This window comes from Burkholderia sp. BCC1988, assembly GCF_905339895.1.
GTDB lineage: Bacteria > Pseudomonadota > Gammaproteobacteria > Burkholderiales > Burkholderiaceae > Burkholderia.
This window is the reverse complement of sequence record NZ_CAJPHA010000020.1, coordinates 140736-153800: the sequence shown is the minus strand read 5'-3', so window position 1 is coordinate 153800 and position 13065 is coordinate 140736. Positions and strand designations below refer to the sequence as shown.

Annotated in this window: 12 protein-coding genes; 2 read left to right on the top strand and 10 right to left on the bottom strand. The window is 65.5% G+C overall.

The features are described 5' to 3' along the window. Nucleotides 1-23: 23 nt before the first annotated feature. From U4012_RS26550 to U4012_RS26505, 10 genes are all read right to left on the bottom strand, one after another. A complete protein-coding gene (locus U4012_RS26550; protein ID WP_321802197.1) occupies nt 24-911 on the bottom strand; it encodes a pilus assembly protein in 888 nt (295 codons plus the stop codon). A gap of 24 nt (nt 912-935) precedes the next feature. Continuing rightward, nucleotides 936-1949, bottom strand: coding sequence for a type II secretion system F family protein (locus tag U4012_RS26545; protein WP_321802196.1), 1014 nt, complete (start codon nt 1947-1949; stop codon nt 936-938). 4 nt (nt 1950-1953) lie between these two features. Then, nucleotides 1954-2940: a type II secretion system F family protein gene (locus U4012_RS26540; RefSeq protein ID WP_321802195.1), complete on the bottom strand. Its 987-nt coding sequence runs from the start codon at nt 2938-2940 to the stop codon at nt 1954-1956. Then, nucleotides 2933-4294, bottom strand: coding sequence for a CpaF family protein (locus U4012_RS26535; protein ID WP_321802194.1), 1362 nt, complete (start codon nt 4292-4294; stop codon nt 2933-2935). Before U4012_RS26535 ends, U4012_RS26540 begins: the two co-directional genes overlap by 8 nt. A gap of 3 nt (nt 4295-4297) precedes the next feature. Further along, on the bottom strand, nt 4298-5578 hold the full coding sequence (locus U4012_RS26530) for a fimbrial protein (RefSeq protein WP_321802193.1): 1281 nt from the start codon (nt 5576-5578) through the stop codon (nt 4298-4300). A 45-nt stretch (nt 5579-5623) separates the two neighbouring features. Further along, the gene (locus U4012_RS26525) at nt 5624-6958 is read right to left on the bottom strand and encodes a type II and III secretion system protein family protein (protein ID WP_321802192.1); all 1335 of its coding nucleotides are present in this window, start codon (nt 6956-6958) and stop codon (nt 5624-5626) included. 65 nt (nt 6959-7023) lie between these two features. Continuing rightward, nucleotides 7024-7932, bottom strand: coding sequence for a Flp pilus assembly protein CpaB (gene cpaB / locus U4012_RS26520; RefSeq protein ID WP_321802191.1), 909 nt, complete (start codon nt 7930-7932; stop codon nt 7024-7026). An 88-nt stretch (nt 7933-8020) separates the two neighbouring features. After that, nucleotides 8021-8491 (bottom strand): TadE/TadG family type IV pilus assembly protein, encoded by a 471-nt coding sequence (locus tag U4012_RS26515; protein WP_321802190.1) that lies wholly within the window; start codon nt 8489-8491, stop codon nt 8021-8023. Further along, nucleotides 8488-8988, bottom strand: a complete 501-nt coding sequence (locus tag U4012_RS26510) for a prepilin peptidase (RefSeq protein ID WP_321802189.1) — start codon at nt 8986-8988, stop codon at nt 8488-8490. Before U4012_RS26510 ends, U4012_RS26515 begins: the two co-directional genes overlap by 4 nt. An 80-nt stretch (nt 8989-9068) precedes the next feature. Continuing rightward, the gene (locus U4012_RS26505; protein WP_321802188.1) at nt 9069-9233 is read right to left on the bottom strand and encodes a Flp family type IVb pilin; all 165 of its coding nucleotides are present in this window, start codon (nt 9231-9233) and stop codon (nt 9069-9071) included. Between the two features lie 669 nt (nt 9234-9902). On the opposite strand from U4012_RS26505, the gene U4012_RS26500 reads away from it, so the two are divergent. Together U4012_RS26500 and U4012_RS26495 are read left to right on the top strand one after the other, a co-directional pair. Further along, nucleotides 9903-11582, top strand: a complete 1680-nt coding sequence (locus U4012_RS26500; RefSeq protein WP_321802187.1) for a collagen-like triple helix repeat-containing protein — start codon at nt 9903-9905, stop codon at nt 11580-11582. Nucleotides 11583-11622: 40 nt separating this feature from the next. Further along, the gene (locus tag U4012_RS26495) at nt 11623-12972 is read left to right on the top strand and encodes a collagen-like triple helix repeat-containing protein (RefSeq protein ID WP_124488908.1); all 1350 of its coding nucleotides are present in this window, start codon (nt 11623-11625) and stop codon (nt 12970-12972) included. The last annotated feature ends 93 nt before the right edge of the window (nt 12973-13065 follow it).

The following is a 13065-nucleotide window of genomic DNA, read 5'->3' as shown; positions in this document are numbered from 1 at the left end:
GTCCCTTCCCCCCGAATGCTTTGTCATTGTGCAAACCGCTGCAACAGCGGCGCCGTGGGATCGAATCCCTGAATGTTTGCGACCGGCGACGGCCGCCGTGCGACATCGGCGCCGGACACGTTGATCACGCTGCCCGAACCGACAGGCGTTGCCGCCGCGATCGCGACCGATGACGACGCCGTGCGGCGCCATGCACGCGCTGCCGTCGCGATTTTCGTCGCGTCGCTGCGGATGTCGTTGCGAATCTCGGCCGACAGCTTCTGTTGCGCCATGAGCCGCTGCGCATCGTGCGTACGGCCGGACGCGAGCAGGTAGAGCATCAGGTTGCTGATGATCTTCGGATTGCTCTGGTCGAGTTCGGCTGCCTTCATCAGCGGGATGCGCGCGCCGTCGACATCACCGCAGCGCAGTTTCGCGTAGGCGAGATCCGACAGAGTCGCAGCATCGGTCGGTGCCAGCACCGTCGCCTGCGACAATGCCTGCGCGGCGCGCGGGAAATCACCTGCTGCACCGGCGATCAGCCCCAGCCCGCGATACCCGCGTGCTGCCAGCGGCGTATTGAGCAGCTGCGTATACACGGCCGTGCTCGCGGCCGGCTGGTCCGTCATGCGCAACGCATCGGCACGCAGCAGGATGGTCTGCGGTGACGCACCGTATTGCTTCTCGTACGCGTCGATATGCGCCAGCGATGCGTAATACAGTCCTTGCGACTGCATCCGCTCAATCAGGCCCAGATACATGCCGGGCGTATCAGGCGCCGCCTGTTTCTGGGCCGCGGCGTCCATCAGTGCCGCACGCTCCGCCTGCGGACCGACGCCGTACCCGCTTTCCTTGAACGCCGAACACGCGCAAAGCAGGCTCGCCATCGCCACCACGCCGGCCACTTTCGCAACTTCATCGATGCGTTTCATCTTCCGTCCTTCCCCTTCCCTGCGTCAGTGCTGCGCCCGGCTCAGCGCACGCAACACCGAAATCATCCCCGGCCCGGCCGTTACGATCAGCAGCGCGGGCAGAAGCGTCACGATCATCACGCCCGTCATCTTCACCGTCAGCCGGCCGATACGCTCGCGTAGCATTGCACGACGCGCCTCGCGCAGGCGTTCGCCGAACTGCTTGAGCGGCTCCTGGACTGCGCCGCCGTGCTTGTCGACCTGGATCAGCAATCGCACGATGGCGCGCAGATCCTCGTTTTCAAAGCCCGTCGACAACCGCTGCAATGACTGCTCGCGCGTGCGCCCCGCCGCGAACTGCCGCTGGGCGATCTCCATTTCCGACGAGAGCACCGGCATCATGCTCTTGAAGTCGTTCGTGACGACCTGGATACTCTGATCGAGCGACAGGCCGACCCCTTGAAGCAGACGCAGCATGTCGACCAGCAACGGCAGTTCGTCGATCACCGATTGTCGACGCTTCGCGGCACGGCGCCGCAGGTAGAGCTTCGGCACCATGAATCCGACGATGAACGAAATGCCGACGCCGAACCACCACTGCGTGCCACTCACATGCGGCCCAACCACGCCGATGTAGGCCAACGGAACGAGAATTGAAAAGGCGATTCGCGCACTCAGGAACAAGCCGCGCGTACGCGTATCGACAAAGCCGCATTGCTCGAGCAGCAACCGATCCTCGTCGGCAACGACAAGCCGGCCGATACCAGTATCCAGCCAGCGCATCCCGAGCGTCGACAAGCGCGCCTGCACCTGCGCGAATCGCAACGGCCGACCGGTTGCCGGCCGCACATCCGAATCTTTCAGCAACGGCTCGTCCGTATCCTGCGCTGCCCGCCCGTTCGCGGCCGCCAGTGTGGCAAGCCGCCGCTCGAGCGCGTCGGTCAGTGTCCGGTCGCTGCGCGACTGCGTTTTCGCAGCGCGGATCGCGAGCAGCGCCAGCATCAGGATGCCCAGCGCACCAAGCGCCAGCGCGAGCGAACCAAGTTGATTGGCTGTCATGCCGTCACCTGAGTTTGGCCATGTGGTAAAGCCAGATCCCGCCCGCAACCTGCAGCATGAAGGCGAGGACCAGCAACTGGCGACCTGTGTAGTCGTTCCACATCGACTGAAGATAGAGCGGATTGGTCGCGATGACGAAACTGCCGATCGCGATCGGCAGCATAACGAGCACCCATGCCGACAAGCGAGTTTCCGACGACATCGCTTCCAGTTCCCGCTCCGCCTGTTCGAGGTCGCGCATGAATGTCGACATGCGGTCGAGCATGATGTCCGCGCGCCCGCCGTACCGTACCGACAGCCGCAGCACCGACCCGACCAGTTCGAACTCCTTCGTGTGGTACACGCGCGCGATATGCATCATCGCGCGATCGATCTCGACACCCGTACGCAGCATCCGGGACACGTGGTCCAGGCAACCGCGCAACGGCGCCTCGGTCGTCTGCAGCGCGGCCTGGAACGCAGCCGGCACGCTATTGCCCAGCGTCACCAGCCGCACGATCCCGTCCAGAAACGACGGCAGCTGACGAACGATCATCAGACGCCGCCGATGAATGCGCGACACCAGCCAGAACACAAGTAGCGCAGCCCCGCAGACGAGTGCGGCAATCCCGCCGAGCCAGCCGCCCCGATTGCCTGCGGCGAACCCGGCCCCCGCCAGCGCCAGCAGCGCAAACAGCGCCTTGCCGCGCGCGTCCTCGATTCCAGCTCGGCTTGCCACGTTGGCGATATATTCGGTTGCGAGCGCGCGCCAGCGGCCCCACTGCGAAGCCGGTATGGCCGGCGCCGCGCGTGCCGCTACGGGCGCGGCAGCAGCAGCGGCAGATGCCGGCCGGGCATCCCGCTGCGGCACGCCGCCCGCGCGCGCACCGGGTTCGATACGGCTGTCGATGAAACGCTGCACATCCGCGCGATCGCGCTTCATCTCGCCGTGCCGCCACAGCAGCAGCGCGGCGGCGGCGAGCAGAAGCGCCATTGCCAGCACGCTATACATTGAAACCCCCGCCTCCGCGGCCGAACCCGCCACCGAACCCGCCGCCGCTATTCCCTCCGAAGCCGCCCTGCAGCGTCTGACGGAAGCGGGCAAGCTTCGGCGAGTGCGGATGAATGCCGAGCGACTCCCAGTTGTCGACCTCTTCGCCGTCGGACGTCACGCGCGCCTCGTAGCGATACAGTTCCTGCGTCGCGATGATGTTGTCCGACAGTCCTGTGACCTCGGTGATCGACAGGATCCGGCGCCGTCCGTTCGACAGGCGGCCGATCTGCACGATGAAGTCGATCGCATTCGCGATCTGCCGGCGCAGACTCGATTCCGTACCCTGGAACCCGGCGAAGCCGGCCAGCATCTCGAGACGATAGAGACACTCACGCGGCGAACTCGCATGCACGGTCCCCATCGAGCCGTCGTGACCTGTGTTCATCGCCTGCAACATCTCGAGCACCTCGCCGCCGCGCACTTCCCCGACGATGATCCGGTCCGGACGCATCCGCAACGTATTGCGCAGCAAGTCACGAATCGACACGACGCCGGTCCCGTCGAAACCGCCGGGCCGGCTTTCGAGGCGCACGACATGCGGGTGATTCAGCGAAAGTTCGGCCGTATCCTCGATCGTCACGACGCGTTCCGGCTCGGGGATGTGAAACGCAAGCGCATTGAGCAGCGATGTCTTGCCTGAGCTCGTACCGCCCGACACGAGGATGTTGCAGCGTGCCTCGACCGCCGCCTCGAGCAGCGCACCGATCTCGGCACTGAACGTGCCGTTGCCGAGCAGATCGGCCGGCTTAAGCGGGTCCTTGCGGAATTTCCGGATCGACACGACCGGCCCGTCGATCGACAGCGGCTCGATCACCACGTTGACGCGCCCGCCGTCCGGCAGCCGCGCATCGACCATCGGATTCGATTCGTCGAGGCGCCGGCCGATCGGCGCAAGGATGCGTCGCACGATGCGTAGCAAGTGCGCGTTGTCGGTAAAGCGAATCGGCAACTTGACCAGGATCCCGTGGCGCGACACGTAGATATCGTTGTAGCCGTTGATCAGGATGTCCTCGACATGCGGATCGGCGAGCAGATCCTCGATCGGCCCGAATCCGGCAAGCTCCTTGGTCAACGCCTCTGCAATCGTCCTGACCTCGTTCTCGTTGAGCGGAATCCGTCGCAGGCGCACGAAGCTGTCGATTTCCAGATCGACAAACTGGTTGATCGCCTGGCGCGACCAACGACCGAACTCGGCCCCCAGTTCCTCGATGCGCGTCAGCAAGTGTTCGTGCGCGGCATTCTTGATGTCATGGAACTGCTGTGACTGGGAGAACGGCGCGGCGCCGTCGGCAAATTGAATGTCGTGTGCCATCGCTTACGAACGCCTGGACGAAGGTTGAATGAATCGCTTGAGCACGGACAGGCCCGAAGCGGCGCTCTTTCCGGCGGCCACCGTGCCCGACAGTCGCTCCGCTAGCGGCTCGAGCGCACGCACATACGGATCGCGCTCAGCCATGTCGACGATGAGTCGCCCCTGATTCGCTGCCTGCCCGATCGACACGCGCCGCGCGGGCAGCGTAGTCAGCAACGCGATGCCGAGCCGTTCTGCGATCTGTGCCGGCGTCAGGCTCAGCGCCGCGTCGTACTGATTGACGATGAGCCGCATCTTGCCGAGGTCGACACCCGCATCGCGGAGCCCTTCGAGCAAATCGACCGCCGAGACGATCGACGCGACGCCCTGATCGCAGACAAGCCACGCCTCATCGCCAACCGCCGCGATCTGCGCGACGAACTCCAGGTTGGTAAAGCCCCCAAGATCGACGATCTGCTGATCGAAGAATGCACGCAGTCGGTTCAGGAGACCGACGCACGCCGCGTACGACACATCGCGTAAATCGGCGAGATTCGGCGGCAGCGTCGTCAGCGCAACGCCGCTCGCATGTCGCGCGAGCGCCGTATTGACGAACGTCCGATCGATGCGGCGCAGATTGCGCACGGCTTCGACAAAGTGGAATTCGCAACGCGTGTTAAGGAACAACGCACTATCGCCCGCCGGCAGGCCGAGGTCGACGAGCGCGGTTTGCCGTGCATGCGACGTCGCAACCCCGAACGCGGACGTGTCGCCTGCGACGTTACCGGTCGCCCCGCGCTTGTGCAGCCAAACGGCAAGGTTCGACGCGAGTGTACTCACGCCCATTCCGGCGCGTGCGCCGAGCAGCGCGACCAGCTTGCCGTGGCGATTGGCCGGTTCCGTGCCGGCATGCTCGAGCAGCCCGCGCGTAATGCGCAAAGCATCTTCCGCACTGCCGGAAACATCGATGAAATCGCGCACACCGGCCCGCAGCGCAGCGAGTGCGCTTTCCGGCTCCGCCAACGTGCCGAGCGCGACGACCGGCAGGCTCGGGTGCGCGAGACGCACCGCCGCCGCGGCAGCACTGGCTTCGGCCTGCGCGCGGGAAAAATCGATAAACACGATCGAGGGGTTGAGCCCCAGGATGCGCTGGGCCAGCGCGCCGGGCTCCAGCGACACAGCTTCCACCGTACCGGCCGAGATGAGCGTGTCCCCCAGCCAACGGAGATGCTCGTCCCGGTGCGATGCGCATACAAAATAGTCAGTCACGGCGGGCTCAGCCAATGAAAGGGTTCTCGCGTTCATGTTGAATACCCCCGAATCGATATCGCGCGACGCCGCGCCGTGCGGTCATTTCGAAAACCCCGGCGCGGCATCGGGCGACGCGATCCCACCAAGATACGAACGCCACACCGGCCCGTCGCGCTGCTCGGACAACTCGCCCGGCGTCGCCGGAAGTGGCGCGCCCTTCGCTATCGGAGCCACCAGGTGCGGCGTCACGATGATCACAAGTTCCTTGTCGTTCTGCTGGTAATTCAACGACTTGAAGAAAGCACCGATGATCGGCAGGTCGCCCAGGAGCGGTACCTTGCTGATGTTCGACATCGTTTCCCGGTCGATCAGACCACCGATCACGAAGCTCTCGCCATCGCCCAGCTCGACCGTCGTGTCCGCGCGCCGCGTCGTGATGGCCGGCACCGACACGCTGTTGATCGTTACGCCGTGCTGAAAGTCGAGCTGGCTCGATTCGGGCGCGACCTTCAGCGCAATCCGATGCTGGCTCAAGACGGTCGGCGTCAGCGTCAGACCGACGCCGTACTGCTTCCAGTCGATCGCCGTCGAGCCCAACGCCTGCGGCACCGGCACCGGAATTTCGCCACCGGCGAGAAAACTCGCGCTTTGCCCCGACAGTGCTACCAGCGTTGGCTGCGCCAGCACCCGGGCCAGGTTGTTCGCTTCGAGAATCGAAATATTGCCGAAGATGCCGCGGCCGGCCGAATTCACGACGAGGTTGAACGCCGACGCGATCGGAATGCCCGCAGTCGCCTGGAAACCCGACGTCGCGCCGCCCGTCACGGATTGCAGGCCGCCCGGCGAAAACGCACCGAACGCGAACCCGTTGCTCTGCTTGAAGAAGTTCAGTCCCGCTTCCTTCAGCACCGAGCGACTGAATTCGACGACACGCACGTCGACCTGAACCACGCTCCGGTTACCAACCGTCGATGCATCGATCACTGCACCGTCCTTGCCGCCGATCCGTTTGCCCACGGCCACGGCGCGTTCATGCGCATCGAGCGACGCCGCGGAACCCGACAAGACCGCGGCTCCGCCGTATGCCTTGACCTTTGGAGCGGACCCATCGAGCACCGCCTGTGCGGCGGCATCAACGACATTGACGTTCCACACCGTCGGCTCGTCACGGCCCCGTTCCCACAACAACACGTTCGTCGAACCCGGCGCCTTCGCAACCAACAGCACCGATCCCGCATGGCTCCCCTTCATGACCAGCACGTCGACGACGGCCGGATCGCCAACCGCAATTCGTTGCAGCGTGCGGCCGGCAGCAACCTGACGTTGCGAGCCGACCGCAAGGTCAATCGACCCGTTTGTGCCGGCAGCCTCCGTCAGGACAGCGAAGGTCATGGCCCAAATAGCAATCGCGTATGCAATCAGTTTGTTTGTCATTGTGTCGGAGGCCGTCGCGCGACCCTCTCTCTTCCGTAGCTGCTGTCGATGATCGTACGTTGATGTCAATAGGCGAGCGTTTCGGCACGCCCGCCACGAATGACTTCGATGCTGCCGCCGCTCCCCCGGGCCACGACAGCCGGCATCCGCGGGACAACCGGTGCACGGGGCGTACCGCGCGCTCGTCCGCCCGACAGGTCGTCAAGCCATACGCCGCCCGCGGCCTGCGCCGACGGCGTCGCGCCCCCGGCCGCCGTACGAATCGCAACAGTCTGCGTCGCGATTTCGGTGTCGCGCGGATTGCGCAGCGCGAGCGTCAGACGACCGCTTGCTTCGGCAAGCGTGAGCGCATCGACCTGTGCCGTCGGTACGGCGAGCACCGCGGTCCTCACCGCGCCGCTCGGCCCGCTGCCGCCGTCCCGATCCGAGGTCGCATCGCCAAATGAAAGCACGCGGACCTTCGACAACAGCAGGCGTGCCTGCGTACCCGGAATCTCCGAGATCGCCTGCGCACCGCCTGAGCCGTCGCGCCGCAGGTTCAGGAACACGTCGACGAAGTTGCCGGGCCGCAACCGGTTGCCGACCGCGTTCGTCTCGTCGACCTTGACGGCGACCGCGCGCTCACCGGGCGCCACCTGGTCGGCCAATCCGGAGGTCAACCCGCCTTCGAGCACCGGTGCTGCAGCAAGAATGTCGTTCGCAGGCACACGACCGACGAGGGGCGCCGGATCGCTGAATCCGCCCATCGGCATCATGGGAGCCTGCGCAAGCTTCAATGCGTCGGCGGGAATCGGCTGGCCGGCCGGCAGCAGGCGGCCCGCCACGACGATCGGCACCGATTGCGCCGCTGCAGCCGGCGCGGCCACGGCTGGCGGGTGGGCCGGCGCGCGACCAAGCGTCCAAGCATAGATCCCGAGCAGAACAGCGATTGCGATCAGCAGCCCGGCGATGATCTTCGTCAAGTTGTTGGCCATGGTGAATGTGGGTGCCGTAGATTGATGTAGTTATGTTCGAGCGCGGACACAGCCGTATGCATGTGACCCACTACGCGTACTGCCCGGCTCATAGGATGGTGGCCGGATTGATCTGGACCGTGGCCGTGCCCGTAAGCTGTGTCGGCGTGACGAGACCCAGCAACGGCAGGGACGGAACCAGGGGATGGGCCTTGTACGGATAGGTCACCGTGACTGTCACGCAATACATCGTTGTGTCGTAGCTGCATGCTCCCGATACCGGTGCCGGGATCTGGACGTTGGTCAGCCACGAAGTGAGACCGACAGCCGTCGCCTTTGCCGCACTCGCCCGGTCCGTCAGTGCCTTCGTACCCGACCCGTTGGCCTCGTAGACGTAGTTCAGCGCCGAACGCGCCCCTTCGGTCGCGGCAAGCGTCAGGCTCTGCTGAACCGCAAAGATCAGCCCGAACGTCACGATCGCGTACAGAATCAGGAAAAACAGCGGAAACACCAGCGCGAACTCGACGGCAGTCGCCCCTCGCTCCCGCAAGCGCGCCCCCGGTCGATATTGTCGTTTCATCGCCCGCTCCAGGTTACGACCAGATAGGCCAGCCAAATTGCCGCGGGAACAACGAGACACGCCGCGTACGGTGTCGAGCGACGCCCGCCGAGCGCCATTGCCGGCAGTCCGCGCACCCATAACGCCCCGAGCGGCGTATGCGTCAGCAGCATCAGTCCAAGGACGTGTAATCCGGCGGCAAGGCTGGCAATAACCCACAGCCAAAGCAATATCGGCAAGCCGCACCACGCACCGAGGACCGCGAATACCTTGACGTCTGCCGCACCCATGACGCGCATCGCAAAAAGCGGGAAGAAACCGACCAAACCGACCAGCATGCCGATCAATGCCTGCTCGGTTGAAATACCGAACGGATTTGCGTTTATCAGTGAACTAACGAGTGCGGCAATGCCTCCGCAGAGGACGAGCGAATTCCGAACGAGTCGAAATCGAATATCGCCGGCAGCAACAAGGACGGCCCAGGCAAAAAAAATGCTGGTGCTGATGAGATATGCCATATCGCGATCGACTGCGCATGCCCATGTAACGGCGAGCGAGCCGCAACCGCGGCTCGCTCACCCCCAACGAACTGCAAGGGTCAGGGCAACGAACTAGCGATCGTGGAGAACAGAGCCGAGATCTTCGTGCCGATGGTCGTCACGCTGGCAATGATCAAGGCTGCAATCAGACCCGCAATCAGCCCATACTCGATCGCGGTAACCCCGTCTTCTTCCTTGAGGAAGCGCTTGATGAGTGCTTTCATTTTTTAATTCCTCGTGCCTGTATGTACGTTTTTTGGCCTTTTATACGTTGTACATCCCCGCATATCGGGCCCTTGCCCCGCGTCGTTCGCTACAACTAAGTAACGACAACCGGATGCGCTTTCTTTATATGTCACCCCGAGGGGTATGTATCACAATTTGATGCAAGTTAACATTCGCGATAGTGACCCTCCTCGAACGTCGTGTACCGAGCTGTACATTTCCTTACACCTGCTCCGGATTCTATATCCGATCGTATTTAACTTCCAACCTCTTTTAAGACCGGATCGAAAAAACTTTCCGGGAGCACAGCCGTATTTGTACGGCGTTTCGGTACGCCTTACACATAGGACTTACGATAGGTTAGATGTGCACACCTAATCCACCAGTAAAACAGCCGGAGCGCCCGCCAGGCCTGCACGCCCGCCCACGTTACGCCGCACGCGTAACGCCAATGTTGTGACGTTACGTTACGAAACGGCCGAAACCGTTCTCACTCGACCGTTCTTAAACAGATTCAACAATCTTTCAATTTGCCTAAATCCCTTTTCCGACAAGGAATTGCCCCGTTTAAAACCAATCGTCGAGCCGTCGGCCATCGAAATGGCACGACAGTTGCAGAGTAATCCCCGCATCACTCAACACAACATCAGCTTCAATGCGAGGACGAAATGGACATTAAGGTTATCCCTCATGGCACGCTCCGGACGACTATGATCGCGGCCACCGTGGCAGCCATGCTTTCCCTCTCCGCGTGCGGCGGCTCCGGTTCCATCAGCAAGGGGCTCAGCGGCGGCTCCAGCTCGGGCGGTGGCGACTCCGTCTCGACGTCGGGCGGCGGCACGTCCGGTTCGACGAGCGGCAGCACGTCTGGCGGCACCAGCGGCTCGACCAGTGGCAGCACGAGCGGCTCGACGAGCGGCAGCACCAGCGGCACGACGAGCGGAACGACGAGCGGAACGTCCAGCGGCACGAGCGGCACCTCCGGTGTGTCGTCGAACGCAGTGGGTCAGGTCCTCGCAAGCGGCAGCAATCTCGTCACCAATCTCGGTGGCACCGTGTCAAACCTCGGCGGCGTCGTCGCCGGCCAGTCGTTGCCCGGCGTCAACCCGGCCACGACGCAAGCGGCGGGCGGCATCATCCAGAACGTCGGCGGCGCGGTCACTGCACTCGGCAATGGCCTCGGCAACGGCCTCGGCCAGCTCGGCGCAACGAAAGACCCGGTCGGCGTCACGGTCGCCAGCACCGGCGGCGTGGTGAACCAGCTCGGCGGCGCAGTCACGCAGACCGGCAACCTGGTCACGAGCCTCGGCAGCGGCCCGTTGTCGCCACTCGCTCCCGTCACCGGCGCCGTCGGCGGCCTCGTGACGCAGGTCGGCAACGCGGTTTCGAACGGCGGCACCACGCTGTCCAACGTGCTGTCGACCGGCCCGATCCAGCAGGTCACGCAGACGGTCAGCTCGGCGATCACGCCGATCACGACGATGGTTGGTCAGACGACGCAGACGATCGGGACGGCCACCGGCCTCGGCGCCCCTGTCAACACGCTGCTCGGCACGATCGGCAACGGCCTGAACCAGGCCGGCGCGGTGATTGCGTCGACGGGCGGCAATCCCGTCACGACCGGCCTCGGCAGCACTGTCTCGTCGACCGGCAATACCGTGAAGGCCGTCGGCGGCCTGCTCACGGGCGCCACCGGCGGCGCGACCAACCCGCTCGCGCCGCTCACGGGCCTGCTCACGACCGTCACCGGCACGCTCGGCGGCGCAACGGGCGGTACGAGCGGCGGCCCGCTCGCTCCGGTCGCCGGCCTCGTCTCCACCGTCACCGGCACACTCGGTGGCGCAGCCGGCGGTACGAGCGGCGGCCCGCTCGCTCCGGTCACCGGTCTCGTCTCCACCGTCACCGGCGCACTCGGCGGCGCAACGGGTGGCACGAGCGGCGGTCCGCTCGCTCCGGTCACCGGCCTCGTCTCCACCGTCACCGGCGCACTCGGTGGCGCAGCCGGCGGCACGAGCGGCGGCCCGCTCGCTCCGGTCACCGGTCTCGTCTCCACCGTCACCGGCGCACTCGGCGGCGCAACGGGCGGCACGAGCGGCGGTCCGCTCGCTCCGGTCACCGGCCTCGTCTCCACCGTCACCGGCGCGCTCGGCGGCGCAACGGGCGGCGCGGGCGGCAGCAACCCGCTCGCTCCCGTGACGGGCGCCGTGTCCGCGGTCACCAGCACGGTCGGTGCCCCGGCACTGAGCGGCACCACGGGCGCCGTCACGAATTCGGGCTCGGGCTCGAACCCGCTCGCGCCTGTCACGTCGCTGCTCGGCGGCCTGCTCGGCGGCACGCACGGCAAGTAATCGAACATCCATTCATCGACAAGACAGCGAGGAGTCCATCATGTCCCAGCAACGTTCCATCACGACGGCCGCCCTGCGCCAATGGCGCGCGCCCCTCACCGCTTTCGCCGCAGCGTGCCTGCTGGCCGCCTGCGGCGGCAACAGCGTCAGCACGCCGCCGACGAGCAGCAATGCCGGCAGCAGCAGCGGCACGAGCGGCACCAGTGGTACGAGCGGCACCAGCGGCTCGTCCACCGGCACCAAGGGCGCTGTCAGCACGATCGGCCAGACGGCAACCGACCTCGGCAGCACGGTCGGCAACATCAGCGTGCCCGGCCTCGGCGACGGCGTGACGAAGGGTGTCGGCAGCACCGTCTCGAGCACCGGCACGATCATCAACGCGGCTGCCGATGCGTTGAGCAACGGGCTGGGACAGACCGGCTCGATCAAGGATCCCGTCGGCACGACGGTCGCCGGCCTCGGGAACGTCGTCGGCGCGACGAGCAACACCGTGTCCGGACTGAGTTCGACGGTCAAGGCGCTCGGCACGGGTCCGCTCGCGCCGCTCGCCCCTGTCACGACGCCGGTCGGAACCGTGCTCGACACGGTTGCCAACGGCCTCTCGGCAGCCGGCACGACGATCGGTTCGACACTGTCGTCGGGTGCCGTGCAGCAGGTAACGCAGCCGCTCAGCTCGGCGATCACGCCGCTGGTGATCACCGCAGGCCAGGTCACGCAACAGGTCGGCACGACCACCGGCCTCGGGCAGCCCGTGTCGGGCCTGCTCGGTCAGGTCGGCGGTGCAATCAGCTCGGCGGGCACGAAGGTCGCAAGCACGTCTAACCAGCCGCTCGTCGGCGACGTCGGCCAGCTCGTCACCGCGGTCGGCAACACCGTGACCAACGCGGGCGGCCTCGTGAACCCGAACGGTCCGAACGGCGCGGCACCGATCCCCGGCCTGCTCACCAGCCTCGTCGGCGGCTCGACGGCTACGGTCCAGAACGGCACGTCGTCGGGTTCCGGCTCGACGAACCCGCTCGGCGGCCTGCTGTCCGGCCTCGGCTCGACGCCGCTCGGTTCGCTCACGGGTGCGGTCGGCGGCGCAACGGGCAGCTCGGGCAGCAATCCGCTCGCGCCCGTCACGGGCCTCGTGTCGACGGTCACGGGCACGCTGGGCGGCGCAACGGGTGGTGCAGGCGGGGCAAACCCTCTCGCGCCCGTCACCGGTTTGCTGAATACTGTCACCGGAACAGTCGGCGGTGCAGCGGGAACCGGGGGTTCGTCGAGCCCGCTCGCACCAGTCACGTCGCTGGTCGGCAGCGTGACGGGTGCGGCATCGTCGGGCAGTTCGACGGGTCTGCTGGCACCGGTCACGGGGCTGCTGGGCACGCTGGGTAGCGTCGGCAAGTAAGGAGGACGATCGCGCCTTTGCAGCCGGAGCAAGAGGCGCGGCCGTACCAATACAACCGGCAATGCGGCACGCGGCGCGCGACACCCTGGTGTC

What these genes read in the sequence shown, in the direction of transcription:
- U4012_RS26550 (WP_321802197.1), bottom strand. Translation starts at nt 911, where the DNA reads ATGAAACGCATCGATGAAGTTGCGAAAGTGGCCGGCGTGGTGGCGATG.
- U4012_RS26545 (WP_321802196.1), bottom strand. Translation starts at nt 1,949, where the DNA reads ATGACAGCCAATCAACTTGGTTCGCTCGCGCTGGCGCTTGGTGCGCTG.
- U4012_RS26540 (WP_321802195.1), bottom strand. Translation starts at nt 2,940, where the DNA reads ATGTATAGCGTGCTGGCAATGGCGCTTCTGCTCGCCGCCGCCGCGCTG.
- U4012_RS26535 (WP_321802194.1), bottom strand. Translation starts at nt 4,294, where the DNA reads ATGGCACACGACATTCAATTTGCCGACGGCGCCGCGCCGTTCTCCCAG.
- U4012_RS26530 (WP_321802193.1), bottom strand. Translation starts at nt 5,578, where the DNA reads ATGAACGCGAGAACCCTTTCATTGGCTGAGCCCGCCGTGACTGACTAT.
- U4012_RS26525 (WP_321802192.1), bottom strand. Translation starts at nt 6,958, where the DNA reads ATGACAAACAAACTGATTGCATACGCGATTGCTATTTGGGCCATGACC.
- cpaB (WP_321802191.1), bottom strand. Translation starts at nt 7,932, where the DNA reads ATGGCCAACAACTTGACGAAGATCATCGCCGGGCTGCTGATCGCAATC.
- U4012_RS26515 (WP_321802190.1), bottom strand. Translation starts at nt 8,491, where the DNA reads ATGAAACGACAATATCGACCGGGGGCGCGCTTGCGGGAGCGAGGGGCG.
- U4012_RS26510 (WP_321802189.1), bottom strand. Translation starts at nt 8,988, where the DNA reads ATGGCATATCTCATCAGCACCAGCATTTTTTTTGCCTGGGCCGTCCTT.
- U4012_RS26505 (WP_321802188.1), bottom strand. Translation starts at nt 9,233, where the DNA reads ATGAAAGCACTCATCAAGCGCTTCCTCAAGGAAGAAGACGGGGTTACC.
- U4012_RS26500 (WP_321802187.1), top strand. Translation starts at nt 9,903, where the DNA reads ATGGACATTAAGGTTATCCCTCATGGCACGCTCCGGACGACTATGATC.
- U4012_RS26495 (WP_124488908.1), top strand. Translation starts at nt 11,623, where the DNA reads ATGTCCCAGCAACGTTCCATCACGACGGCCGCCCTGCGCCAATGGCGC.